At 60.0% G+C, this 26,439-nt stretch carries 22 protein-coding genes; 13 read left to right on the top strand and 9 right to left on the bottom strand.

Annotated elements, in window-relative coordinates:
• Positions 1-97: 97 nt before the first annotated feature.
• Positions 98-1,600: an FAD-dependent oxidoreductase gene (locus P0D68_RS04965; protein ID WP_408295080.1), complete on the bottom strand. Its 1,503-nt coding sequence runs from the start codon at positions 1,598-1,600 to the stop codon at positions 98-100.
• Positions 1,601-1,711: 111 nt separating this feature from the next.
• Between P0D68_RS04965 and P0D68_RS04960 the strand changes: the two genes are divergently transcribed.
• Positions 1,712-2,137, top strand: coding sequence for a MarR family winged helix-turn-helix transcriptional regulator (locus tag P0D68_RS04960; RefSeq protein WP_408468061.1), 426 nt, complete (start codon positions 1,712-1,714; stop codon positions 2,135-2,137).
• Between the two features lie 124 nt (positions 2,138-2,261).
• Here P0D68_RS04960 and pdxR read toward each other — a convergent pair whose 3' ends face one another.
• Positions 2,262-3,791 (bottom strand): MocR-like pyridoxine biosynthesis transcription factor PdxR, encoded by a 1,530-nt coding sequence (gene pdxR / locus P0D68_RS04955; protein ID WP_408295074.1) that lies wholly within the window; start codon positions 3,789-3,791, stop codon positions 2,262-2,264.
• Between the two features lie 191 nt (positions 3,792-3,982).
• Here pdxR and P0D68_RS04950 point away from each other — a divergent pair, with 191 nt between their 5' ends.
• The 9 genes from P0D68_RS04950 to P0D68_RS04910 all read left to right on the top strand — a co-directional run bounded on the left by P0D68_RS04950 (position 3,983) and on the right by P0D68_RS04910 (position 13,588).
• Entirely contained in the window at positions 3,983-4,735 is a 753-nt protein-coding gene (locus P0D68_RS04950) for an SDR family oxidoreductase (protein WP_408295071.1), read from the top strand.
• A 106-nt stretch (positions 4,736-4,841) separates the two neighbouring features.
• Positions 4,842-5,552: an SDR family NAD(P)-dependent oxidoreductase gene (locus tag P0D68_RS04945; protein ID WP_408295068.1), complete on the top strand. Its 711-nt coding sequence runs from the start codon at positions 4,842-4,844 to the stop codon at positions 5,550-5,552.
• Between the two features lie 392 nt (positions 5,553-5,944).
• On the top strand, positions 5,945-6,751 hold the full coding sequence (locus P0D68_RS04940) for a hypothetical protein (protein WP_408295065.1): 807 nt from the start codon (positions 5,945-5,947) through the stop codon (positions 6,749-6,751).
• A 616-nt stretch (positions 6,752-7,367) separates the two neighbouring features.
• Complete coding sequence (locus P0D68_RS04935; RefSeq protein WP_408295062.1) at positions 7,368-8,147, top strand: acetoacetate decarboxylase; 780 nt, start codon at positions 7,368-7,370, stop codon at positions 8,145-8,147.
• 15 nt (positions 8,148-8,162) lie between these two features.
• Positions 8,163-8,945 (top strand): 3-hydroxybutyrate dehydrogenase, encoded by a 783-nt coding sequence (locus tag P0D68_RS04930; protein ID WP_408295059.1) that lies wholly within the window; start codon positions 8,163-8,165, stop codon positions 8,943-8,945.
• A gap of 10 nt (positions 8,946-8,955) precedes the next feature.
• The gene (locus tag P0D68_RS04925) at positions 8,956-10,227 is read left to right on the top strand and encodes a DUF3734 domain-containing protein (protein ID WP_408295056.1); all 1,272 of its coding nucleotides are present in this window, start codon (positions 8,956-8,958) and stop codon (positions 10,225-10,227) included.
• A gap of 56 nt (positions 10,228-10,283) precedes the next feature.
• Positions 10,284-11,345, top strand: a complete 1,062-nt coding sequence (locus P0D68_RS04920; protein WP_408295229.1) for a DedA family protein/thiosulfate sulfurtransferase GlpE — start codon at positions 10,284-10,286, stop codon at positions 11,343-11,345.
• Between the two features lie 330 nt (positions 11,346-11,675).
• Positions 11,676-12,707, top strand: a complete 1,032-nt coding sequence (locus tag P0D68_RS04915; protein ID WP_408295053.1) for a LysR family transcriptional regulator — start codon at positions 11,676-11,678, stop codon at positions 12,705-12,707.
• Between the two features lie 365 nt (positions 12,708-13,072).
• Positions 13,073-13,588 carry an Ohr family peroxiredoxin gene (locus P0D68_RS04910; protein ID WP_408295050.1) on the top strand — a complete coding sequence of 172 codons (516 nt, stop codon included), beginning with the start codon at positions 13,073-13,075 and terminating at the stop codon, positions 13,586-13,588.
• A 187-nt stretch (positions 13,589-13,775) separates the two neighbouring features.
• Here the strand turns inward: P0D68_RS04910 and P0D68_RS04905 are convergent, their stop codons facing one another.
• From P0D68_RS04905 to P0D68_RS04880, 6 genes are all read right to left on the bottom strand, one after another.
• Complete coding sequence (locus tag P0D68_RS04905) at positions 13,776-14,387, bottom strand: YbhB/YbcL family Raf kinase inhibitor-like protein (RefSeq protein WP_408468060.1); 612 nt, start codon at positions 14,385-14,387, stop codon at positions 13,776-13,778.
• 31 nt (positions 14,388-14,418) lie between these two features.
• Complete coding sequence (locus P0D68_RS04900; RefSeq protein ID WP_091805819.1) at positions 14,419-15,969, bottom strand: DHA2 family efflux MFS transporter permease subunit; 1,551 nt, start codon at positions 15,967-15,969, stop codon at positions 14,419-14,421.
• Between the two features lie 105 nt (positions 15,970-16,074).
• Positions 16,075-17,388, bottom strand: a complete 1,314-nt coding sequence (locus P0D68_RS04895) for an HlyD family secretion protein (protein WP_408295044.1) — start codon at positions 17,386-17,388, stop codon at positions 16,075-16,077.
• Between the two features lie 34 nt (positions 17,389-17,422).
• Positions 17,423-18,940 carry an efflux transporter outer membrane subunit gene (locus tag P0D68_RS04890; protein ID WP_408295042.1) on the bottom strand — a complete coding sequence of 506 codons (1,518 nt, stop codon included), beginning with the start codon at positions 18,938-18,940 and terminating at the stop codon, positions 17,423-17,425.
• 90 nt (positions 18,941-19,030) lie between these two features.
• Positions 19,031-19,531 (bottom strand): lecithin retinol acyltransferase family protein, encoded by a 501-nt coding sequence (locus P0D68_RS04885; protein WP_408295039.1) that lies wholly within the window; start codon positions 19,529-19,531, stop codon positions 19,031-19,033.
• Positions 19,532-20,309: 778 nt separating this feature from the next.
• A complete protein-coding gene (locus tag P0D68_RS04880) occupies positions 20,310-21,335 on the bottom strand; it encodes a LysR family transcriptional regulator (RefSeq protein WP_091805805.1) in 1,026 nt (341 codons plus the stop codon).
• A gap of 809 nt (positions 21,336-22,144) precedes the next feature.
• Between P0D68_RS04880 and P0D68_RS04875 the strand changes: the two genes are divergently transcribed.
• A complete protein-coding gene (locus tag P0D68_RS04875; RefSeq protein WP_408295036.1) occupies positions 22,145-22,645 on the top strand; it encodes an Ohr family peroxiredoxin in 501 nt (166 codons plus the stop codon).
• A gap of 116 nt (positions 22,646-22,761) precedes the next feature.
• Here P0D68_RS04875 and P0D68_RS04870 read toward each other — a convergent pair whose 3' ends face one another.
• Positions 22,762-23,970, bottom strand: coding sequence for an NAD(P)/FAD-dependent oxidoreductase (locus tag P0D68_RS04870; protein ID WP_408295226.1), 1,209 nt, complete (start codon positions 23,968-23,970; stop codon positions 22,762-22,764).
• 802 nt (positions 23,971-24,772) lie between these two features.
• Between P0D68_RS04870 and P0D68_RS04865 the strand changes: the two genes are divergently transcribed.
• Entirely contained in the window at positions 24,773-25,528 is a 756-nt protein-coding gene (locus P0D68_RS04865) for an SDR family oxidoreductase (protein WP_408295033.1), read from the top strand.
• Positions 25,529-25,533: 5 nt separating this feature from the next.
• Complete coding sequence (locus tag P0D68_RS04860; protein ID WP_408295030.1) at positions 25,534-26,412, top strand: hypothetical protein; 879 nt, start codon at positions 25,534-25,536, stop codon at positions 26,410-26,412.
• The last annotated feature ends 27 nt before the right edge of the window (positions 26,413-26,439 follow it).

Raw genomic sequence — 26,439 nt, 5'->3', positions numbered from 1 at the left:
AGTTGATTGGCGCATCAACCAGAGAGTGAGAGTGAGATGGCCGATTGCCACATCAGCCGCCACACCCATGTCCGCTCCCACAGGCATACGAGAGTCATCAGTTCGCGAGCGCTAGTCCACCAAAGCGGAAGTAACGCTCCAGCGACTCTATCCGGTCACTTGCGACGATCGCTCCGACATAACCGTCCGGGCGCACAAGCACCCAATCTCCGGACTGCAGCGCGTACGCATCACGGAAATGACCTCCGTCGTCGATGACATCACCGCGAGCACCAAAGGTATGAATGCGCAGGCCAGCTCGCGGCGCCACCTTATCGCGTTCGACGTCGTAGCCTAGCAGTGTCCAGTGAGTGCCCCTAAACAACTCGAAGACACGCGTTGAATGGCCGGTTGCACGACGAATGGGCGCATCGGGCGCGCGGTCGCCTGGCAGCAGGCCGGCAGAGCGTTCAGGACACTCCATCGCCAGCGAGGACTCGGGGTAGCCGATGTCGAGTTGCTGAACTTCGCGGCCGCGCCGAAGCTCTCCCCGCTTCATCTCGTCGAGAAGCCTGGTCGAAAGACCAAGCATGTCGCCCGCGATTGGCCGGCGTTCTTCCTCGTAGCTATCGAGCAGCTCATCGGAAGCGCCGGCACTCACCGCTGCCAATTTCCAGCCGAGATTGTAGGCATCCTGGACGCTGGTATTGAGCCCTTGGCCGCCCGTCGGCGGATGAATGTGCGCAGCATCCCCGACGAGAAACACGCGACCGTCCCGGTAGCGATCGGCGAGACGCGCGTTCATGGTATAGGCAGACGCCCAGGATACCGAGTGGACGCGCATATCGTCGCGGCCAGTGCGTTCGGCCACCATGGCAGCAAGGCCTGCGGCGGTGAGGTCGACATCGCCTTCCAGCGCAACGGGCGCCTGCACCTGGAACAGATCCGTTCCCGCGAGCGGGCATAGCGATAGCTGCCGCTCCATAGAACCTTCGTTGAATCGATGCCAGGCGTCGCGCTCCAGCCCCGTCAGGAAGACGTCGGCCACGACGGCACGCACGCCAAGTGTCTTGCCTGGAAAACCGATGCCGAGTGCCGCGCGCACAAAGCTGCGGCCACCGTCGGCGCCGACCAGATAGCGCGCATGAACGGTCTGGTCGCCAGCCTGAGCGGCAATACGCGCCGTCACACAGTCCTGGTCCTGTTCGACGCCGACCAGTTCGCAACCATACTCGACCCGATGACCCAGTTCAGCGAGTCGCTCGCGCATGACCGATTCAGTCAGGAACTGAGGAACGAGCAACGGCAGGCGATAAGGTTCGGCGGGCGTCGGGGATGCATGCTCGACGACGTCCGATTCGACGTAGCTGCCGTCGTCACGATATTCGCGCTGCGGCGGATACACGCCCCCTGCCACGACCACGCGATCGATGATGTCGAGATCCTCGAAAATTTCCTGCGTTCGCGGCTGTATGCCTTTGCCCCGCGAGCCCCGGAACGGTTCGTCCATCTTGTCGAGCAAACGGAACGACACGTTTCGTCGCGCCAGCTCGATAGCGAGAGTCAGACCGGCGGCGCCCGCCCCGCAGATCAACACGTCTACAGCCGGATTTCTCGTCATCACCCGCTCCATTATGTGTAATATGCACGCAATAGGAGGAATGGTATGTCGCCAAGAAGAAATGTGCAAGATACACATATATCCGAGCGTATCCGGGAGTTGCATCTGGCATTGATCAGCATCGTCAGCGTGATGAACCGCCCCGAACTGGACGAGAGAATGGTCCGGGAGGCAGGCATTTCGCTCGATCGTGCGTTGTTTCCGTTGCTCGTCATAGTCGAGCGGCTGGGCCCCATTGGCGTGGTCGATCTCGCTGGACGGGTCGGGCGCGATCACACCACGGTCAGCCGTCAGGTGGGGAAACTCGAGAGCCACGGGCTGGTCGAGCGGCGAGCCGGTATCGAGGACGGTCGCGTTCGGCAAGTCGTCGTCACGTCCAAAGGGAAGGCGATGACCAACGCGGTGGATGCAGCACGCGATCGGCTGGGCCGCGCGTTGTTTGCCAGGTGGGAGGAGGCGGAAATCGACGAACTCGTCCGGCTGATGCGGAGGTTTGCAGAGGATATCGAAACCCAGGCGTCCGGAGCCGGGACGTAAAACGGAAACAGATTCGATCCCGGCATTCACTTCACGGAAGTCGTTTCGATTCGGGTCCCGGCGGCGGCGAAGGTCGACCGCCGCCGCGAAACGACCTCGCTCAGCAACCCGTGCGCGGCGTGACTCATTCGTCCAGACACGCCCGCAACATTCGTGCGAGACGATCCGCTTCACGCGCATCGACAATGTTTGCGAAGCCCATCACGAGGCCGCGCGGCGTACGTTGCGCGCGGGCGTTCGCGTACCAGATCGACAGCGGCAGCACCGCGAGCCCCGCATCGCGGGCGCGCGAGGCCACGGCAACATCGTCGACCGGGCTGTCGGGACCGTGGGCGAATTGCGCCGTGAACTGGATTCCGCCTGGTGGCAAGTCGACGATCAGCCGCTCTCCAAAGACCTGCTCCAGCGCATGCGTGATCAGCATGCGCCGCTCGCTGTACAGCGCACGCATCCGCTTCAGATGCCGCGCAAAATGCCCCTGCTCCATGAAGTCCGCCGCCGTCGCCTGAAATAGCGGCGGCGACCCGGCGTTCATGCTGCGTGCCACCCGCCCGACCCGCTCGACGGCCCGCTCCGGCACCACCGCATACGCGAGCCGCAAACCGGGAAACATGACCTTGCTGAACGTGCCGCAATAAACCACGCGATCACGCCGGTCGAGGCTCTTCAAAGCTGGTAATGGGCGGCCCAGATAGCGGAACTCGCTGTCGTAGTCGTCCTCGATGATCCAGCCCGACATTTTCTCCGCCCAGTCGAGCAGCGCGATGCGTCTTGTGAGTGACAGCGTGTGACCAAGCGGGTTCTGATGCGACGGCGTAACCAGTGCGAAGCGCGCGTGCGCATCCAGACCTATACCGCGTTCGACATCGATCCCTTCGCGGTCCACCGGCACCGGCACGAGTTGCACGCCCGTCTCGGCCAGAAAACCGCGTGCGAGCAGATAGCCGGGGTCCTCGAACCACATGCGATCGGTTGGGCGGGCGAGACTGCGCAATACGAGTTCGAGCGTCGCACGGTAACCGCCGGTCACGAACACCTGTTCTGGCAGGCAGGTCACGCCGCGCGACAGCCCGAGATAGGTGGCGATATGTTCGCGCAGCGGCCGGTAACCCGCCGGATCCGGGTACGCGAACATCGCCCGTTCGCCGCTACGCGCGCGACGCGAAAGGAGCCGGTTCCATACCTTGCCCGGAAACGCGTCGAGCGCGGGCAGTCCGGGTTGCAACGGCCTTGGCTCTCCGCTCATCGCAGCGGCAATCGCCGGCTGACGAGGCGCCGGCCGACCATCAAGCGCTTCGGCGGGAGTTTGCGGCGCGCCCGTTGCTTCGGCACTCCGCTTGCCGTACGCATCCGGAACACCTTGCGCCTGAGGCGGGCGCGTCACCGACGCCGGCAGCGACGGCGATACGAAGGTGCCCGCCGCGCCACGCATCTGCAGGTAGCCTTCATCGACAAGGATGGTGTAGGCCAGCTCGACCGTGCCGCGCGCCGTGTTCAGCTGCGTGGCGAGGCCGCGCAGCGCCGGCACGCGATCGCCGGGACGCAGATGCCCCGCGGCAATCGCAGTCCTGAAACGCTCGCAAATCTGCAGATAGATCGGCAACTGCTGCTTCCGATCGATTTCTATGGTCAAGCCGGGAGTCGGCGCGGTCATGACAGTTTTTGTCGGACAAGGGGTGAGGGAACAACATGGACTAGTCAGATCGACACTTCTTGGCACTTCTCGATAAAGCATGATTTTTCCACAATAGCCTCACGCGATGCGACTGCGGTGAACACTTTCACTCGATACGCCACCCGCCAGGCGACCCGCGCGTCCATTTACTTTGATCTGGAGAATTTGCCATGAAAATCGTCGTAATCGGTGGGTCGGGCCTGATCGGATCCCGTCTCGTCACGCTGCTTAGCGAGGCGGGCCATGAGGCAATCGCCGCGTCGCCGCGTACCGGCGTGAACAGCGTGACAGGCGACGGCCTGAGCGACGTTCTCGCGGGCGCGGCTGTCGTCGTGGATGTAACGAACGCGCCGTCATGGGAGCCGCAGGCGGTGCTCGACTTCTTCCGCACCTCGGCGCGCAACCTCGGCAAGGCTGAAGTGGCCGCAGGCGTGCGCCATCACGTCGCCCTATCAATTGTCGGCTGCGACCGCACGCCGGAGAACGCCTATTTCACTGCCAAGGTCGCGCAGGAAGAGGTGATCGAAGCAGCGGGTGTGCCGTACACGATCGTGCGCGCAACCCAGTTCATGGAGTTCATCGGCGGTATCGCGGATTACGGCACGGTCAGCGGCACGGTGCGCATCGGCGACGGACTGTTTCAACCGATCGCCGCGGACGATGTCGCGGCAAACCTCGCGCAGGCCGCGCTCGCCGCGCCGCTGAACGGCACCGTCGATATCGCCGGCCCGGATCGCGCGCCCTTCGCGGAGATCGTCGCGCGTTACCTGAAATCGGCAGGCGACACGCGCCCGGTGGTGATGGATCCCGATGCGACGTACTACGGCGGTCGTGTCGAAGAGCAGTCGCTCGTGCCGCTCGGCGACGCGCGGATTGGCCGCGTCAATCTCGATCAGTGGCTGACGCAGGCAAAGAAGGGGTGAATGCCCGCGGTTTTTTAAAAAGCTGCATCAACGTGTCTACGTTTGCCTTGATCGGAGCCGTCGGCCCGATCCGCGTTGAAGCCAAACAAAATTTTCTGGGTCAAGCATGAGCAGGTCACACAAAGTTGTCGTCGTTACCGGCGCGTCGCAAGGAATAGGCGCCGAAGTCGTCAAGGCGTTTCGCAAGCTCGACTATCGCATTGTCGCGACTTCACGTTCGATCAAGCCATCGGAAGATCCGAACATCCTGACGGTTGCAGGTGATATCGGCGATCCGGCAACCGCCCAACAGATCATTTCCGAAGGCGTCGCGAAGTTCGGCCGGGTCGACACGCTGGTGAACAACGCCGGCATTTACATCGGCAAGCCCTTCACCGAACACACGGCAGAAGACTACGCCGCTGTGGTGAACGTGAATATGGCGGGCTTTTTTTACATCACGCAACTCGCCATCGCCGAAATGGAAAAGCATTCGAGCGGCCATGTGGTCAGCGTGACCTCCAGTACCGTCGACGCTGCGATCAGCGGCGTGCACTCGGTACTGGCAGCGCTGACGAAAGGTGGCTTGAACGCCGCCACGAAGTCGCTGGCGATTGAGTACGCGAGGAAAGGCATTCGCGTGAATGCCGTGGCGCCGGGGATCATCAAGACGCCTATGCACCCGCCGGAAACCCACGAAACGCTGGATGCTTTCCATCCGCTCGGGCGCATGGGCGAGATGAGCGATATTGCCGACGCGATTCTGTTTCTTGATTCCGCACCGTTTATCACGGGAGAAATCCTGCACGTCGACGGCGGCCAGAGCGCCGGTCGCTAATAACCTCGGGCATCGCAAGGCGGTGCTCGGTTTTTTTCCCACTCGGCTGAGATGCACACGCACTGTGAAATGCTGCGGAAGCGAGGATTGTTGCCGACAAGGCAACGCGACGAGTTCCTCTAGCTATCTACCGGAATGCAAGCGTTGAACCTACGATAACTTCCGAACGACATAGTAGTCCGCTACCCACCCTTCGACTGTGTCGAGCGTCGGTGGACTCGTTTCGAAACACGCCAGGTTCTGGTCGCCATTACCTGGTTGTTTCCCTGAGCATTTGCCACATGAGTTTGCCGGCAGAAGCCATGGTGGGAGCCAGGGTGGATTGGTCACGCATCTGAACCGAACCAGCATGGCTTCGCGACAGCCTGTGTTGGAATACGAGGGGCATTATCGTGTTTCATCTGAAATCCAAACGAGTCTTATTGAACGCCACGTGCACCCTCTTATGTGTGTTTATGCTGGCAGAAGTCGGGACACAGGCAAATGCGGCCACAGTGGCGCGTGCGCCGGCGATTGAAACCTCCGGTTTGCAAGCTTCTTCGTCGGGCCCCCCTTTCGTAGGCGATGACCCGCTTGCCATTCGGGACAGGATCGTGAATCAGCACTTGAGTGGAGGCTCGTCGTCTTTGGGCGATCGTGTCCTGCGCCTGATCCGCATTCCCACCGGTAGCCAGCGCCACAATACCGACCTGACGGTAGCCCATCTCGATCGCGACCTCGCCTTCGTCGTACCCGCTCCGTATGGGATCAGGTATCAGGCGGAGAAGCACCTGTTGACGGTAAACGTGGATTTGTCCGATGCCGACAATCACGCAGACATCCTCCTCAAAAAGACAGTAAGCGGCCCCAGCGGCCGAAGGCTTGTGGTCGCGCCGGAAGCGAGGTTAAAGGGGTTCATTCAGCATATCGATATGATTGAACTCCAGTCCGGCGACACTAAGAAGACAACGGTTCACGGACGTGTAACGCTTTCACGCGCGGCGTACGCCGAAGCGAACGGGGACTACGCGATTGTTCTCATGGGTCGCCTGGTGCCACCCTATCTCAACGACCGGATCGATCACAGCGATCCTACCGATGACGAGCCTACTGACATCACGACAAGAACCTCGAGGCTCTATGTTGATATCCACGCCATCTGGCTGGTGAGCCCGCAGCGGGGGATCGTGCTATCGAAGGCACTGCATTTGTCGAGGTAACTCAATCTGATAGTGAATATGGCGCACGGTTCGCTCTTCCGAATGACTTAGGATTTCCCGGCCACGCCAGAGAGGGCTGCGCAACGCGTCGACGACCTCTACCTGGCCTTTCCAAACTCGGCGATGGGTGGCTCGCAGACAACACAGTGAGCCCGTTCGCATATCAACGTTACACGCCGCGCCACTTACGATGATTTCGTACGGCTTACTGGCGCTAACGGCACACTACCGACAAACAACGCCATCGCGAAACAGAAGAAAAGCACTGCATAGACTGGCTGGACTCGACCAACAGTTCATGGTTGCTCGATGGGAACCGCAAGAATTCTACGCGACCACCTCCACAACGCGACAAAGCCCTATCCGCCCGTCATTAATTGTTGCCGCCGAGGCAACACTATAAGGTCCTTTTCAGGGCTACTGCCGCAAGACGACCACGCTTACGCTTTGTCCTGACGGTGACGGCACACGCTGCCTGATACAAGTCGTGAAACACAAGACCGTAAAAAAACGCGCAGGGCAAGCCTTCACTGCATTGCGCGCACGTCATTGCCCGCGACAGCAAAAGCTGTTGCGATGCGCGTTACGCAAACCCTCACTATCCGAGGAACGATCCGTGACAGAAGAAGATATTCGCAACAACGCCTTTGCGATGCCCGTACACAATCCGGCATATCCGCGTCCGCCCTTCCGTTTCATCAATCGGGAGTACTTCATCATCTCGTATGAAACGGACATGGATGCTCTTAGGGCCGTCGTTCCGGAACCGCTGACGGTCGACAATGCAATTGTCCACTACGAATTTATCCGCATGCCCGATTCTTCGGGGTTCGGCGACTACACGGAAAGCGGCCAGGTGATCTCGGTGCTGGACGAGGACGGCAATCGCGCCAACTTCACACACGCGATGTATCTCGACGACGAAGGCCCAATCGCAGGCGGCCGAGAAATCTGGGGGTTTCCCAAGAAGCTGGCTTCGCCGAAGCTTTGCGTCGACGGCAAGGACACGCTGCTCGGCACGCTCGATTACGGAACGCAGCGCATCGCCACCGGCACGATGGGCTACAAGTATCGTCCTCTCGAGACGGCTGCTGAACGCCACAAGCTCGCGGATACGCCCAACTATCTGCTCAAGGTCATTCCGCACGTCGATGGCTCGGTGCGCATCTGTGAACTGGTGCGCTTCTTCCTGCGCGATGTCGATGTGATCGGTGCGTGGGAGGGGCCTGCCGCGCTCGAACTGCATCCGCATGCACTCGCATCGGTGGCCGATCTGCCGGTTCGCAAGGTAATCGGCGCACGTCACGTCATTGCAAATCTCACGCTCGACGTCGGCGAAGTGGTCTATGACTATCTTGCCCCTGCCGAGTCGTTGAAACTCGCAGTCAACCAGTAAGCTCTCGGAGGACGTATGGCATTGAATGATAAGGTCGCGCTCGTTACGGGTGCAGCAAGTGGTATTGGCGAGCACTGCGCACGCAAGCTCGCGTCAGACGGTGCGACGGTCGTGATCGCGGATCTGAATCTCGATAACGCTCAAAAGGTCGCTGAAGATATCGTTGCCAAGGGCGGCAAAGCGCTCGCCGTCGCGATGGACGTAACCAGCGAAGAAGCGGTCAATGCGGGCGTGGCCGAAACGGTGAAGCGGCTGGGCGGCATCGACGTGCTCGTGTCGAATGCGGGCATCCAGATCGTCAACCGGATCGAGGATTACGCATTTTCCGATTGGAAGAAGATGCTGGCCATTCACCTCGACGGCGCGTTCCTGACCACCAGGGCCGTCATCAAGCATATGTACGCATCGAACAAAGGCGGCGCTGTGATCTACATGGGTTCGGTGCACTCGCACGAGGCGTCGCAGCTCAAATCGGCTTACGTGACCGCGAAGCACGGGCTGCTCGGTCTCGCCCGAGTTGTCGCGAAAGAAGGCGGACCGCGTGGCGTGCGCGCCAATGTCGTGTGCCCGGGCTTCGTCAGAACGCCGCTGGTCGACAAGCAGATCCCCGAGCAGGCGAAAGCCCTGGGAATCTCCGAGCAGCAGGTTGTGAAAGACGTCATGTTGAAGGACACGGTCAACGGCGAATTCACGTCGCTAGCCGACGTTGCGAACACGGTTGCATTCCTCGCCGGCTTCGAGTCGAGCGCGCTCACCGGACAATCGATTGTTGTCAGCCACGGCTGGTTCATGCAGTAAGGAGACGACCATGTATCCGAGCCAGCGTAACAAGCTGCAGCAACCCCATCGCATCAAGCTCCCCGCCTATGACGAAATTGGACTCGTGCTGCAGGGTGGCGGTGCATTGGGCTCATATCAGGCCGGCGTGTATGAAGGAATGGCCGAGGTCGGCGTGGAACCGACACGAATATCCGGAGTATCCATCGGTGCGCTGAATACGGCGATCATCGCCGGCAATGCGCCTGCGGACCGGGTGGAAGCGCTGCGCGGCTTCTGGAACACGATCAGTCAACCTGCGGATTTCTTCTCACATATCGGTGCGCGCATTCCAGCGTGGCCGGGGTTTGAAGATATGGGGCGCAGGTGGTCGAGCGCATGGGCTGCGACGCGTACGCTGATGGAAGGTCAGGACGGGTTCTTCTCTCCGCGCACGCCTATGCCTCTCGCCGGGCTCGGCAGGAAACGGCCTGACCAGGTCAGCTATTACGACACGTCGGCGTTGCGTGAGTCGCTTTTGCGGTACGCGAACTTCGATCGCATCAATGACGGGAATATTCGCGTATCCGTTGGGGCGGTCAACGTGCGAACGGGCAATCTCGTCTACTTCGACAATTCGACAATGCGTCTGGCGCCGGAGCATTTCATCGCATCCGGTGCGCTGCCGCCCGGCTTTCCGGCAGTCGAGATCGATGGAGAGTTCTACTGGGACGGCGGACTGGTTTCCAACACGCCGCTTACCGAGATCATCAAGGAAAGCCAGCATAAGGACACACTCGTTTTCCAGATCGATCTGTGGAGCTCGCGAGGCAAGCTGCCAGGCGACTTCCTCGACGTCAGCGAGCGCACCAAGGACATTCAATATTCGAGCCGAACACGAGCGATCACCGCGTTCATGTCGCAGAACCAGAAGCACGCGCAAATGATCAAGGCGCTGCTCGAACACATTCCTGAAAAAGTGCGGCTTGCGCACCCGTTGCTGCGGGAGGCGCAGAAAACGGCGGATGGCAGTGCAGTGAATGTCGTGCACCTGATCTACAAGAACAAATCGTTCGAGGGGCACTACAAGGACTATGAATTCAGCAAGGATACGATGCGTGAGCATTGGGCGAGTGGTCTCGAGGATATTCGCCGCTCGTTCGGACACCCAGAGTGGTTCGATATTCCGAGCCGCGAAACCGGCTTCGTCACGCGGGACGTGCATCGTTATCGGCAGGAAGTCAGCGAAATCGCCGCACTGGACAAGGATGCTTTGCCGCCATCGAAACGCACGCCAGAAGAAGAACTGTCTGGCGCAAAGTAGCGCGTATCGACTCCCTCCGGTGTGGCCAAGCTTGCAAGGCTACTTCAGCGACATTCATGCAGAGCGATGAACGAACTTCGAGACGGGCACGCGCATGCCACAAGGAGAGCACCATGTTGTCCCACGAATTGATCGCACGGTATGGAATGCTAGTCGTATTCCTGAATGTGCTGGGTTCTTCGCTTGGCCTGCCGTTGCCTGTCATTCCGACATTGATCACTGTTGGAGCAGGCACTGCGCTCGCCATGCACACGGTGTCGTCGACATTGTTACATTTCGCGACGATACTCGGCTCCGCTGTCATTGGCGGTGTGCTGGGCGACCTGATCTGGTTTCAGGGTGGCAAGCGATACGGCGAACGCACACTCCATACCGTTTGCAAACTGTCGCTCTCGCGCGAAACGTGCGTCAGGAAGACGGAGCACTTCTTTGGGCGATGGGGAGTCCGCGTGCTGGTCGTTGCGCGCTTCGTACCTGGCTTATCGCTCGTTGCCGTGCCACTGTGCGGCGCGATGGCGGTCAGGTTGCGTTCCTTTGTCCTGCATGATTGCGCAGGCGTTGCGCTGTGGGCATCGGTCGGCCTGGCGATCGGTACGCTATTCGCGTCGCAGATTGACGTGGTGTTAGTACTTATCTCCCGCCTTGGCTGGCAGGCATTGATCGTGATCGGCATCGCGCTGGTGCTTTTCGTGTTGTATCGATACTGCCGGAGAATCATGCTGGCAAAAGCGCTCGAGAAGGCGCGGATCAGCGTGGGCGAGTTGCATGCGTTGCTCGCGAATAATCCGCGGCCAATCCTGTTCGATATCCGCTCCGCCGAGCGGAGAATGCTCGACCCGTTTGTCATTCCAGGCGCCGTATTTGCCGATGAACGGAAACTGCCGCAGATCGTGGAGCGCTACGGGGCGAACCGGACGCTCGTCATCTATTGTTCTTGTCCAAACGAAGTCTCCGCGGCGTGGATGGCCAGGCGGCTGCGACTGGCCGGCGTCAAGCTTGCATTGCCACTTACTGGCGGTATCGATGCATGGCGTGTGGCAGGCTTCGACGTCGAGCCGATAATCGCGCTGAGCGACGCTGCAATCAGCGAAGAAGGGAGAAAACTTTTCGCGCATTGATTACATTCGTGTCCACGAAGCGCCAAGGCGGCCCGTGTGAGGCACCCTCACGGCGATGGCCATTCCAGAATGACAAACCGCTAACTAATGCCGAGCCCACCTTCCACGGGGATGACTTGCCCTGTCACGTCATCTATTCGCCAGGGGTTACCGCGGACGCCACGAGATTCCACGGCCGACCGCTTCCTGTCATCTCCGGCCCATTGACCATGTGAGAACTTCGCCCATTCCTCGTATCGGGAAAGTAGCGCGGTGAGGACGCCCACACATCCATCGCAAAAAAACTGCGAACGATGTCACAAATAACAGTGGTAATACGTCTGGCTTAGCATGGACTCCCCAACCCGCGCCCCCATCTTAGCTTTCCCATCACGCTGCCCTACCGCAGGCGCCGACGATCCGTTTGCAAGCAGATTTGCGACCAGTTACGCAGGCGTCGTTTCGTTTCTGGCCGTTGCCAGTGAAGGCAGCTTTGCCCGCGCAGGCGATCGCCTCGGCATTGGTCGTTCCTCGGTTAGCCGCAACGTGCAGAAACTCGAAGCGCAGCTCGATACACGTCTCTTCCTGCGCACGACTCGCAGTACGTCGCTGACACGCGAAGGCGAACTCTTCTATGAGAACTGCCAGCCGGGTATGGAGCGCATCGCCCAGGCGCTGGAAGACATGCGAGAGCTGCGCAACGGGCCGCCGCGCGGCCATTTGCTCATTGGCTCGACGCCTGGCTTCGGCCGCAAGATTGTCGCGCCGCTGCTGCGAGGTTTTCACACGCAATATCCCGAGATCGCCCTGGAACTGTTGCTGAACGACCGCCCCGCCGACGCCGACTTCACTACCGATCGCGTCGACGTATCGTTTCGCGATGGGCGCATGGAGGACAGCGGAATCGTAGCGCGGCAGCTGATTCCGATGCAGATGATCGTCTGTGCGTCGCCCGCTTATGCGCGAATTCACGGCTTGCCGCGGCATGTCGATGAACTGGCGGATCATCGCTGTATCAACTTCCGGACGGCGTCTGGCCGCGTTCGGACGTGGGAATTCAAGGTCGACGGTCTCTCGCAGCGGCGCCAGCCTGTCGCGCTGCATACGTTCAACGACGAGGATCTGATCCTGCAGGCGGTGCTCGATGGGGTCGGCATCGCGCAGTTGCCTGCCTACCAGGTTTGCGATCGGCTTGGCAACGGGCAGCTCCTCCGCTGCCTCGCGCAGCATGCACCCGAAGACGGCGGTCACTACCTCTGCTATCTCAGCCGCAAGCATCTTCCGGCCCGGATCCGTGTGTTCATCGACTACATGACCGAGCACACGAGAGCACTCGATCTGCAGTGTCTGACGACTATGACGGCGTTATCGGCCGTCGACTGATGCGCTCGGAACGACGCTGCGTTGACTGATGTTTCTGATGCAACACAGCGAAGCATTCAGGGGTCCTACCGCGTGACGTAGCGCACGCCTAAGATGCTTCCTGTACAGACGGCCCGCGAATCGCGGCCAGGCCAGCAAAACACAGCAAAGCACATACGCAATATGATGCAAGCCGAATTCTAAAAATCGCCAACGGTTTGACAGCCGCACTCGAGCTCACGCCGTCGTTGCGGCGTCGCCCACATCGGGCGAAAACCTGAAGGAAGCACTGACGGTCACAATGTGCGTCATTGCTCCGTGAACTTCGACGTCGTTCCGAGAGACGCACGCCGCGCAATAAGCGGCAAGCATCCACGAGGCACACCATGACAACATTGCGTCCACCGCCGCTGACATTGCTCGATAAGTATGACGGGCAAGTCGCGCAAACGCTGTATTCAACCACTGTCACCGTAACAGGCGGCGACGCGGGTCACGGAAGCGCGTCGGGAATTGCCCGCTCGGATGACGGCCAGCTCGCAGTCGATTTGCGATTACCGGAGGCACTAGGCGGCCCCGGCGGCGGCACCAATCCGGAGCAGCTATTCGCGGCGGGCTACGCAGCCTGCTTTCATGGCGCGATGAGTCTGCTTGCGGCCCGGTCGGGCATCCCGATTCCCGGCGCCTCCGTGGACGTCACGGTCGACTTCGGCCGCGACCCGATCGACGGCTTGTTCAAGCTGACGGCGCACACCCGGGTCTGCTTGCCCGGTGTCGAGCGCGCCGTCGCGGGGGAACTGGTGCGCAACACGGAACGCTTTTGTCCTTACACCAAGATGGCACGGCATGGAATTGAAAACGTCGTCGCGCTTATGCCGCCGGACGACGACAGCAACTCATAACGCCGCGTGCTTGATTTCTTGAGGGAACTCGAACATGAAAACCGGCTCTGTCGAAGGAACGCGGTTCGCCATGATGAGCTAACCGGCATGAGCGACTGAAACTCTCGTTTCCGACTGCGTATCAAGCGCCCGCAAGGGGCGCTCCTTCGTCACCGCGCCCGGGCATGGTCGTTTGTCCGGCCGTACGTTACCGGCCGTAGTAGCCAGCAAAAGATGCCTTGCCGAGCACCTTGTCACCCAACGCCTTGTTCAGTGCAAAACCATGCAGCGCAGCGGTGCCGGTCTTTGGAATGCCCGTCGCGGCGTAGAAATCGTCGACCGACAACGCATACAGCGTAAAGATATAACGGTGGGGCTTGTCGCCCTCCGGCGGGCACGGGCCACCATAGTTGCCGCTGGCTCCTGTCGCGCCGGTGTCCTGGAAGTCGTTCATGCCCGCATTGGCGCCGACGGGCAAACGGGACGGATCGTTGCCGGCCCCTCGGGGCAGTTGCGTCACGGCTGCGGGAATGTTGTAGACCGTCCAGTGCCACCAACCGCTACCGCTCGGCGCATCCGGGTCGTATACCTGTAGTGCGAACGACCGCGTCCCCGCCGGCGCATTTTTCCAGACGAGTGCGGGTGACACGTTGCCACCGGTACAACCGAAAGCGTGGAGCACGAATTTGTTATCGATCTTGCCGCCCGGAGCAATGTCGGGGCTCGAGAGCTCGAAGTCGGTCGGCGGCTGCGCAACGGCCGACGCAGCCAGAAGGATAGACAAGCTTGCGGCAGACAAAAGACGACAAAGTAGCTTCATTGAAATCCTCGCGTATGTGAAGCGTGCCTACTCAGTGAGCACCCGCCGCCCCGGCGCCACCCTTGCCGGGCTTGGTGAGCCAGACCAGCGGAATGATCACAATGAAGATCATCGACGAGAGCCAGAAGATATCGTTCAGTCCGAGCATCGCGGCCTGCGCATTCAGTGAGCGTTCGAAAAACGCCGCGGCCTGGTCCATGCCACCGCCAAGCGTCGCCTGGAGGTTTGCGATCGCACCCATATAGTCGGGGTTGTTCACGCTCGACTGTTCGGCGAGTTGCGCATGGTGCAGAATCGTGCGGTCGTTCCAGCCCGTCGAGATCAATGACGTGCCGACGCCGCCCGCGAACACGCGCACGAAGTTGGACAGGCCGGCGGCCGCCGGAATTTTGTCGGGTGACAGCCCAGACAGGATAATCGCGGTGAGCGGTGTGAAAAAGAGCGCCATGGGGATGCCTTGCAGCAGCGTCGGCAACACCAGGGTATAAGGATCGACGCCCGTCGTGTAGTGCGAGCGCATGAAAAACACGCCCGCAAAGCCGAGGAAAGCCAGCGTCGCGAGTACCCGTGCATCGGACTTCGGCATGATCTTCGCCATCACGGGTGCGAGCAGCACGGCAAAAATTCCGAGCGGCGCGGTCACGAGACCCGCATCCACCGAACGATAGCCGAGATAGCCCTGGATCCACTGCGGCAAGATCACAAGGTTCGAGAAAAACACCGCGTAAGCGACCGAAATCGCAATCGTGCCGCCGCGGAAATTGCGTCCTGCGAAGAGGCGGAGATCGACAATCGGGTTCTTCTCCGTGAACTCCCAGATCAGGAAGAACAGGAAACTGATCGCCGCGACAATCGCAAGAATGCAGATCACGGCCGAGCTGAACCAATCGAGATCCTTGCCCTTGTCGAGCATGATTTGCAGTGACGCGACCCAGACGACGAGCGACATCAGGCCGACCTTGTCGATGGGTAGTTTGCGCGCCGGTGTCTCGCGGTCGCGGTAGATCATCCACGTCACGGCCGCGGCAAACAGACCCACTGGAATGTTGATGTAGAAGATCCACGACCAGCTATAGCTATCGGTGATCCAACCGCCTAGCGCGGGACCCGCGATCGGCCCGACTGTCGCCGTCATCGCCCACAGCGACAGCGCCGTCGAGCTTTTTTCCTTCGGATACGAGCCGAGCAGAATCGCCTGCGAGAGGGGAATCAGCGGGCCAGCGACGGCGCCCTGCAATACGCGCGCAGCGAGCAGCACGATCAGGTTCGGCGCGACGCCGCACAGCCACGACGAGAACACGAACAGCACGATCGCAGCCACGAACAGCTTGATCTGGCCCACACGCTGCGTGAGCCAGCCCGTCAGTGGAATCGCGACCGCATTGGCCGCCGAGAACAGCGTAATGACCCATGTACCTTCATCGACGGATACGCCGAGATTGCCCGAGATAGTTGGAATCGCAACATTGGCAATGGATGAGTCGAGCACGTTCATGAACGTCGCGAGCGCGACGGCGATTGTCGCGAGAACCAGCTTTCCACCTGTCAGCGGAGGCGGTGCAAGTTGCGTCGAAGAATTCATCTCGCTTCCAGTCTGAAGTTTTCGACAGATCCGGCGCATTGATCCGGCCTGTCAGACTATTAAAAAAACCAGGGCGCGACTACGAGGTGCACCCTGGGATGCGATTTAACCTGCTCGCTGTTTAGCGCCACGCTTGTCGCTTGCGTCGCGCTTCTCGGAAGGTGTCGACGATACGACGTTGCCGATGGACCCGGCATGCAAAGGGACCATGTTCTGCGCGATGATCTTCTCGATCTCGGCGTCTGCCTGCGCGCCGTATTCGGCAAACACGTCTGTGCGATACGACGTGTTCGTCGCCGCGCCGAGCTGCGGGCCCGTGTCGTCGCGCGTATCGACATCGACATCCATCGACAGGCCGATGCGCAGCGGATGCGCCTGGAGTTCCTTCTGATCGAGCTGGATACGTGCGGGCAGACGCTGGACGATCTTGATCCAGTTGCCCGTTGCGTTCTGCGCCGGCAGGCTCGCGAATGCGCTGCCCGTACCCGCCGAGAAGCCGACGACGCGGCCGTGATACTTAACCTTACCGCCGTACACATCGGCCGTCAGCGTGACGGGTTGACCGATACGCATGTTGCGCAACTGGCTTTCCTTGTAGTTCGCGTCGACCCACACGCCGTCGAGCGGCACGATCGCCATCAACGGTGTGCCCGACGACACGCGCTGGCCGACCTGCACCGATCGCTTCGCGACATAGCCAGTGACGGGCGCCGGCAACGTGTTGCGCGCATAGGCTAGATACGCATCGCGCACTCTCGACGCGGCGGCTTGCACGTTCGGGTGCTGTTCGATCGTCGTGCGGTCCGTCAACGCACGGTTGGCTTGTGCCTGTTGACGCGCGGCGTCGAGCGCGGCCCGCGCGGCCGTCATGGTGTCGCGCGCGTGCGCGATGTCTTCGGCCGACACGGCGCCCGTCTCGGCAACGGTCTGGCGGCGGCGCAGATCGTCCTGCGCGCGAGCCAGATCGGACTGCTTCTGGGCGACGTTCGCCGCATAGAAATCGTTGTTCACGTACAGGCTGCTCACCTGCCGTACGGTCTGTCCCAGTGTCGCCTCGGCGTTGCCGAGCGCGACTTTCGCATCGGCGTTGTCGAGCGTGACGACCGGGTCGCCGGCCTTCACGATCTGCGTATCGTCGGCATTCACGGCGACGACGGTGCCGGCCACCTGCGGCGTCAGTTGCACGAGGTTGCCGCTAACGTATGCATCGTCGGTGGATTCGTGATGGCGCGCATAGGTCATGTAATACGCACCATAAGCCGCCGCCGACACGACGACAGCCACGCCGAGCAGCGCAAGCAGCGCCTTGCGCTTGCGTGTATTGGGTTCCATTGCAACAGAAGCCTTCGTCTGTGCCGCGTCATGTTTCGCGCCCGCCACTTGGGTCTCCTGGCGCTCCGTTGCATCGATTTCGCTCATTTCAAGTCTCCAGACAGAATCGGTAGGCAGCTGCTCAGCGCGCGGCGACGACAGGCGTGCTGGGTGCGGACGCGTCGGCGCGCGGCGCTGCTCCGGCGTTTTCGTTCGAGGTATCGACGAAACCGCCGCCCAGCGCAGAGGCCAGTGCAATCTGCTGGTCGAGGCGGTTCATGCGCAAATTCGCGACACTCTGATTGGCGGAAAGCGCGTTGACGTCGGCATTCAACACGGTCAATTGATTCGTGAGACCGGCCTTGTATTGCACCAGCGCGAGTTCAGCGGCTTTGCTAGCGGCGTCTTGCGCGGTCTGCGCATCGACAAGCTGCGCATCCGTCGAACGCAGGTCGGCGAGTTGCGTTGCGACTTCGGTCAACGCCGCGACGAGCGCCTGGTTATAGGTCGCGACGGCATAGTCGAAATCGGCATAGCGGCCCTTCAGTTGCGCACGCAGCTCGCCTGCGTCGAAGATCGGCAGGTGGATTGCCGGACCGACCGACGCCGTGCGGCTCGCTGCCGTCAGAAAGCGGCCGAAGCCAAAAGCGTCGAGTCCGATTGCAGCGCTCAGGTTGATGTCGGGATAGAACTCGGCCTTCGCTTCCTTCACGCCATGCGTCATCGCGTCGACGCGCCAGCGCGCAGCGACGATCTCCGGGCGGCGACTTACGAGATCGGCCGGCAGGTTGTCCGGCAGGCGCACTTCGTCGCCAATGCCAAGCGTCGGCCGTGCGATCTGCAGGCCACGGTCGGGCCCCGCGCCGAGCAGCGCGGCGATCTGATAACGCGTCGTGAGGATCTGCCCATCGAGCGATTTCAGCGCAGCACGGCTCGTTGCAAGATTGGCCTGCGCGGTCTTGCGTTCAACTTCCGTTTCAAGGCCCGTCGCGATCCGGCCCGCGGTAATACGATCGATCTGTTCGCGCTGCGTGATTTCCTGTTGCGCGATATCGCGCAATGCATACAGACGCGCGAGCTGGTTGTACGTGCGGGCAATCGACGTCGTCAGAGTCAGCTTGACGATTTCGACGTCGGCCTCGCTTGCCTGAAGCTGCGAGATTGCCGCTTTGAGCGCTTCGCGGTTTTTCCCCCACAGATCTAGATCATAGGAAGCGCTCAGCAGGCCTTTGTTCTCCGTCTGCCACGAGCCACCAAACGGTGGCGGTATGAATGTCGTATTCGAGAACTGTTGACGTGTGAGCGAATAGCTCGCGTCGACGCGTGGCATCGTGCCCGCCCGTGCCGTTTCGCTGTATGCCGATGCAGACGCAAGGCGGGCATGCGCCTGGTCGAGCGTCGGGTTGCTCCTCAGCGCTTCGTCGATCAGCGCCTTGAGTTGCGCATCGCCGAACTGATCAGCCCAATTGGCGCCGGGCCAATGTCCTTGTTCGGCAGGAAGGCTTTGCTGCGTCGCGTACTGCTGCGGATCGGCAGTTTTCGCGTCGCTGTGAATGCCGGCGTAGTTCACGCACGCCGACAGCACCGCCGCTAACATCGCCGAGACACCCAGCTTGGGCACGCGTGATGCGCGCTCTCCGGTGTGTGACTGAATGCTCATTTTCTGGCCTATCGGATCGTTGAGTAGAAGAGTTCTTCGTAGAGAAACGCGGTGCACATCTAGTGCGACCTCGACGACATGCAGTGCAGCCTAAACAGCGACGGTCCCGGCGAGTCGGCTTCGCGTGGCCTTGGGGGGCATACATTCGGTCCTTGCGAGCGCAAAGAGCGTCTTGATGCCTGTCCACGGATTCCTTAAGCAGCGGCGTACCTGTTCACTCCGCCCGACGCCTAGTACACACCATGTGCAGAAGTGTTCGCAGTTATTGGTCAGCAACCGATATTGGTCTTCGCCGAGGCGGGATCTAGCCCTCGCCACAGCATCAGTTCCGGTATAGATGGCGTCTGGTTCAGAGCGAACTTTTATTCCCTTTCCTGCTGCAAAACGGTGCAGCGGAATATATTCAATGGGGCGTCGTTTCGCGGAATGATGAAAGCCCCCATAGTGAATAACCTGTCCATTCCCGACATAAATTCCGTGGTGTGTATAGCCATCCCGCTCGCTAACAAGATGGGCACCAACCGCGATGACGCGTTCTGCGCCGGTCAACGCCGGCGAAGTTGCGAGCCAATCAACATATGGAGTTTCCATGGCGAGCTACCAATGTCATATCCGTGATGAGTTCAGCACTACCGGCGAAACTTTTCATCAACACATCAAAGAGCCAATTCCCCTCCCCAGGGCGGAAGGCAAAGCGAGTCCTTCCGAGGAGCCTCCCCTCAGGAAAAGTGGGCCACTTCATCACAGTGGATTTACATTCACCGGCCGTCGACAAATGGGCGGCCAGGCAGATGGAGCGGCGCGGTCGCCTCAATCACATCCATGCGGATTGCCAATCCAGTTAAATGTCCGCTTGCGAGCCGGGTCTTTCAGTTCTCGTGCTTCGCTGGCTATGGGAGAGCGCGTTCAGGAGGCAGATATCAGACTCAGAAAATGCCGCTGAACGAGACAGCAACTGCAAGTCCGACACTGACCGCGGATAGCATGATCCAGCCTACAAACACCGACAGGGGTCCGAGACGCAACATGACGCCCTCCACTAGCGACCTCAACGACCTGTCAAGTCAGTCGAGTCAATCGCGAAGCCATGTTGGAATAGTAGGCGCCGAGTCCCGACCTCGGTAGATACGCATCGGACCACTCACTGTTGCCGCGTAGACACCAATAGGTGCAGCCACGGTACCGCTCGCCGAAGCTGTCGGGATATGTACGATTTCGTCGACCACAATGGCTCTTTGAAGAGGTAAGTGATTAAAGCCCTCAGCCGGTCATTACCGACGCAAATATCTTTGTGCAATGTGAGTGCGGTTTGTGACCGCGAAGCATATCGATAATGTGATCGCACCACATATGGGGTCTATGAGTCGCCTCACGCCTGACGCCCGTTTTCCAGATCGTCCGGATTGAATTCCCCCAGGCAGAATGGGTTGAGCGCCCGAATCTCCTCCGTCATGAAATCAACAAGCACGCGAATGCGCGACGGCAGATTCTGTCGGCAGAGATAGCAGATGTAGTGGCCCCGGTCGTCCGGCAAGTACCGCCTTAAGGCCATGACGAGTTCGTTGCGCGCGACGTAATCACATATCTGATAGCCCGGCATCTGTGCAATTCCGCGACCTTCCAGGACTGCCCGCAATACCAGGTCTGCATCATTGAACGTCAATCTGGCGGTCGGCAGATACTTTCGCATATGTCCGTCGACCTTGAAATCCCACTCAAAGACGCGACCGTTGGATCGCAGGTTGATACAGTCGTGCTGCGCCAGATCTTCCAGCGTAGAGGGTAGTCCCCGCTCTTCGGCATAAGCAGGGGATGCGCAGAGTACCCTCTGCATTGGAATGAGCTGTTTCGCAATGATGCTCGAGTCCTCAATGAACCCATCGCGAAACGCGACATCGATCTGTTCTGCAGCGAAATCGGCGGGCCTGTCATCCAGGCTTAGATCTACCGCGATATCCGGGTAAACCTCGGAAAACTTGAAAAGCAACGGAGCAACCACCTTGCGTCCAAATCCAACTGTCGAGCGGATTCGAACGAAGCCACGAGGTGGACCTTGGCGGAGGTCCAGCATGTCGTTCATTGCCTCGACGATATGGGTCACGCCCTGGTTGCAGTTCTCGAAGAACCTTTCGCCCTCCTGCGTCAGGTTTGTGGTCCTTGTCGTTCGGAGAAAAAGGCGAGTGCTTAGCTGTGTTTCAAGCTTCTGAACATTTCGACAGACGGCCGAGCGTCCAATCCCCAATCGTTCCCCGGCTTTGACGAAGCTTCCCTCGGTCGCGACCGCCATGAACGCGATGATCCCCGCGTAGCTGGTCGCGAAACAGGTAGACAAGGCATCAGCGTTATTTGGTATGCCAACGCGAAAGCCTCGCTGTGATGTATCCGATTGATCCATTGATGGCCCCACTACTGACACATGAACGGGTGAGTCGTCCAGGGCGCCAGCATGCGTTCTCGCGCCGACAACGACTATTCGTGCTACAGCTGGTGACCGTGATTGACGCGGCCCGGGCGAGACGGGGAACGCCTATGAATGCAGCTCGGGGACCATCGCACAACAGTCCGGGACCAACGCTTTAGCCGGACAGATACCGCCGGCTGCTTCAAGGACGGTCAGGATTTCCTTACAAGTGTTCCTTATTCCGCTTTGTCTGACCCGTCGAGACGGCCGCATACGGCGCCGTCAGACTGCGGTCTGACGTGTAGAAGTCTAGCACTTGCCTGGTGCAAAAAAATTGCTGAACTCGGCCGCTATCATCTGGCCGATGCGATTGGGTTCACTCAATTTTCATCTGCTTCGCCCGGCTCGATGGAGACCCGCCCGTCTTGATATCCGACGTCCATCCACACGCCCGCGCGCGATCCACGAATCGATCAGCCACCTTGAGCGCGTGTCGCGCGCGTTTCAGTTTCGTATGACCAATTTTGATTGGCGCCAAACCGGAAACATCATGTCTCCCTTGACGACTCTACCGTTGCCATTCGCGCTCATCTACCATGGGACGGCGTTGTCCCGTCGCCGACCAGAAATCGGGTCGAGCGAGAGGTCGCCCCATTTACTATATGATCGTTCGTTCCATTCAACGCCTCGAAGTCCCGGAGACCGTGCTTGCTCCTGCGAGGGCAGGCCGCACCGATAAGGCAGGCTTCGACAAATTGACGGCTGAGAGCCGGAACGCGCTTCACTGAACTAGAGACCGCACCATGGACGACAAGAAGCTGCAAGCTCCCCCGCTTTCTCTCCTCGACAGGTATCGGGGCCGGGATTTTCATCCACTGTACACAACCACTGTCACCGTTTCCGGCGGCGAGACGGGACACGGTCGTGCATCTGGTGTGGCTCGTTCAGATGACGGAAATCTTGTCGCGGAACTGCGGCTACCCACTGAGTTCGGCGGCCCCGGTAACGGGACCAATCCCGAGCAGTTGTTCGCGGCGGGTTTTGCGGCGTGCTTTCACGGGGCGCTAAACCTGATCGGGAAACGCGCTGCAATGGATATCCACGATGCTGTTGTGGAAGTGCAGGTTGCGTTCGGTCGTGATCCCATGGATGGAGGCTATGCATTGGTCATCGATGTTCGGGTTCGGATGCCGGGCGTTGACCGAGGCGTAGCGGAAGAGATGGTTCGGACCGCTGAACGCCTGTGTCCGTATGCGAAGATGGCCAGACAGGGGACTGTCAATATCGTGACCGTTGTTGATTGACTCAACGCCTCTCGCGCGACAGCAACGTGTGATTGTCTGTTGAAGACGTTCATTGCCGCTGCCGCACGTGACTGACGCACTCCGCTCACCGCAACAGCCAGGGCGGCGCCAACAGGTTAGCCGAAGGACGCTTGCGGGTTACCCGCTGCCAACGCTTCGGTACGGTTCGGCGCCGGCGGGTAGATCCACTGCGTGTTGATCATCTGTTTGCGTGTCTTTCCTTCTGCGTGCGTCAGTTTGATCTGTCTATCCCAGCCTTCCGAGTAAATAGCCCCCCACTCGCCGAGGTCGAGGCAGGTCGCATAGAACGGCTGCCTGTATTCGAGTGTCGGAACGCCGATCAGGTCTGCTGCCACGTTGTGCCCACCGAATTGCCCCATCACGATAGCGTGTTGACAGGACATCAATGCATAGTGCCCGTCGTCGTCGCTCCGAGCTCGCGCAACATCGCCCGCTACAAATACTTCAGGTGCTTCTGGAACGCGAAGATCAGGTGTGACCTCGACACGTCCAAGTGGGTCAAGATGCGAGGAAACTTGCGCAGTCAGCGAGCTGGCACGCATTCCACCCGCCCAGATCACGGTCATGGCTTCGATACGGTTACCCGCCGCAGTGCGAACCCCGTCCGCGTCGACCGACACCACGCCAGATCCAAGTACCGTCTCAACGCCCAGCGAGTCAAAAGCTTCAGATACATACGGTCGAGGATTGGCGCCGAGATCGGGACCGATATCGTCCTGGGATCCGATCACGACCACGCGGACTGCCGCGTCGGCGCCAAACAACTCGCGGATTCGCTTAGGCAATTCAGTTGCGACCTCGATACCCGTAAAGCCACATCCGACAACTGCAATAGTGTTGCGTGCCGGCGAATCCGGCCGTTTCGCCAGTTCTCTTAAGTGGTTGTCGAGCACTACCGCGTCCTCGATACGATCGACAGAGAACGCGTACTCCGCCAGGCCCGGAATTGGTGGCCTGTTCAACCTGCTGCCACTGGTCAACAGCAACCGGTTATAGGCGAGCGAAAGCGTCGACCCGTTGGCCGACACGACACTTACCGTTTTGTCATGAACGGATATCGCTTCGACACTGCCTTCCAGAAACTTTACGCCCACGACGTCCAGAAGCGGACGCAGCGGTGCAGCCATCCGCTGCGGCTCGCTTTCATACAGCCGCGGACGGATCTGCAATTCGGGCTTCGGAGAGATCAATGTGATTTCAACGTCACTGGTCCTTACGCCAGCACCATCGAGGACGCGAGCTGCGCCTAGTGCACCCCACACTCCAGCGAAGCCGGCACCCACTATCAGGATTTTCTGCGACATGATGATTGCCTTCGGTTGAAAAATTACGAAGTCGACGATAAGCACCGAACTCATAGCAACGGGTGCCTGCTTTATTCAGCGGCGAGTGTCGAGATCGCTGAGCATGATTCCCGAACTCGGAGAACGATGGCGGCCGCGCACGCAAGCGACGTTACAGACGTCGCTTGCGCGGCACCGTCAGGACAGATCGTAGGCTCGGACATCGAAGGGCAGTAGCCCCGCGAGCGAACTCATCATGTTGCCTCGAGTGCAACAATCAACGAGACGGTACGACAGTGGTATCAATCGCCCCGCTTACGTCCTTTGCGCAAAACCGAGTCGATGTCCGAGTGTGAGTGTGGGCAATTGCCCGTAGATGACATGCGCAGTGAAAGGGCGGCGCTTTCCGACGGGCGGAGTCCTTGATCTGTCTTTGATTGGTGCCGGACGGGAAACGCCGTGTGTCTGTTTGGATGTCTACCGCAACAGACGGCACCCGCCTACGATCACGATGTGCTTTAACGAGCATAGCGCATGCTCAGGGCACATCCGGCCCGCAAAATGCACTGTCGGAGTCCACTTCAACCAGCGACACCGAGGATGACTGTCCATCGGAACCAGCGCTGCGGCGGAAGGTTGGGCCCACGCGCGGCCACCCGTGGTTGTCGGCCTCAAGGCAGCCCGAACGCGGGTCACTAAAGTGCGAGTTGATCGTGGGAATATCGCGAATCAGGTCGATTCATCCGCGAAAAATCCCAGGTTTTTCCTCATCTGCATTCGAACCCGCTTGGGGTATCGAGTGGTCGACAAAGGATAGCAAACCATGAAAATCGTCGTCATCGGCGGCACCGGCCTGATCGGCTCGAAGGCCGTCGTCATTCTTCGCCAGAACGGACACGAGGTCGTCGCCGCCTCGCCAAGAAGCGGAATCAACAGCATCACAGGAGAGGGGCTCAAGGACGCCTTGGCCGGCGCGCAGGTGGTGATCGACCTCGCTAATTCACCATCGTTTGATGACAAGGCGGTATTGGAATTCTTCGAGACGTCCGGCCGAAACATTCTCACGACTGAGGCCGCAGCAGGTGTCCGGCACCATGTTGCGCTATCCATCGTCGGAATCGACCGGACGCCCGACAATGGCTATTTCCGCGCCAAGGTCGCGCAGGAGAAGCTGATCGAGACCTCCGGCATCCCCTACACCATCATCCGCTCCACGCAGTTCATGGAATTCCTCGGCGGTATCGCCGCGTCGAGTGCGGATGGAAACGTAATCAGGGTTTCGCCAGGCCTGTTCCAGCCCATCGCGGCTGACGACGTTGCCGCGATCGTTGCCGATGTGGCGCTCACGGCGCCGCGAAACGGCATCGTCGAGATCGCCGGCCCGGACCGAGCGCCGTTCAACGAAATCATCGCCCGCTATCTGACGGCCGCCGGCGATCCGCGTGAGGTCGTAAAAGACCCCGAGGCACGATATTTCGGCGGCCTGGTCGAGAAGCGTTCGCTCGTGCCTCTGGGCGAGGCGCGCCTCGGCCGCATAGGTCTCGACGAATGGCTCCAATTGATTGACATGACTAACTAACCATCATGCGTACCATCCAGATCCTGCTTCAAACGACCATCCTGCCTTGCAGCGACGACTGGTCGATCGCGCGATTCAGCCGCCTGGCGGAGTTACTGCAAACACATCAGGATCCTGAAGGGCGCGTGACGTTCAGGGTCGTTGCTCGGGACCACGAGCGGCTTGGGCAACCGGACCCGATTCTTTCCCGACTCGATGAAACCGGGTTCGACGAGTTGTGGTTGTTTGCCGTTGACGAAGGCGACGGTCTGACCTCCGAAGATTGCGAGGGGATCACGCGATTCCGACGGGCAGGTCGTGGTTTGTTGGTCACCAGGGATCACATGGATCTGGGCAGTTCGCTGTGCAGTTTGGGCGGGGTGGGCAAGGCACACCACTTCCACACGCGCAATCTCGACCCCGACCAATCCAGGCGTGTGGCGGACGACCCATTCTCACCCCACATCTCCTGGCCCAATTTTCACTCGGGCACAAACGGAGACTTTCAGGAAGTCACGATTGTTGGACCCACCCATCCCGTATTGGCAGACCCTGACTCTCCTGGTGGCGCAATCCGGTTCCTGCCCGCACACCCCCATGAAGGTGCCGTCGACGCTCCTGAGCATGAACCGGCTCGAGTGATCGCACGAGGCAAAAGCAAAGTAACAGGAAAGAGTTTTAATCTTGCAGTCGCATTCGAACCTTCGGTCCGCGGAGGTCCCGCAATCGCCCAAAGTACTTTTCATCATTTTGCGGACTACAACTGGGACACGCGACTGGGTTGCCCGAGCTTTGTGACCGAACCTCCTGGGAACGGGATGCAGACCGAGCCGCAAGCCCTTCGGGACATCCACCGTTACTCGGTCAACCTCGCGCTGTGGCTGGGTGGAGCGCTCCGAAGCTGATTGCGCACAACCGGACTATCGAAGCGA

The sequence above is a fragment of the Paraburkholderia sp. RL17-380-BIE-A genome, assembly GCF_046028085.1.
GTDB lineage: Bacteria > Pseudomonadota > Gammaproteobacteria > Burkholderiales > Burkholderiaceae > Paraburkholderia.
This window is presented reverse-complemented; position numbering and strand designations above follow the sequence as displayed.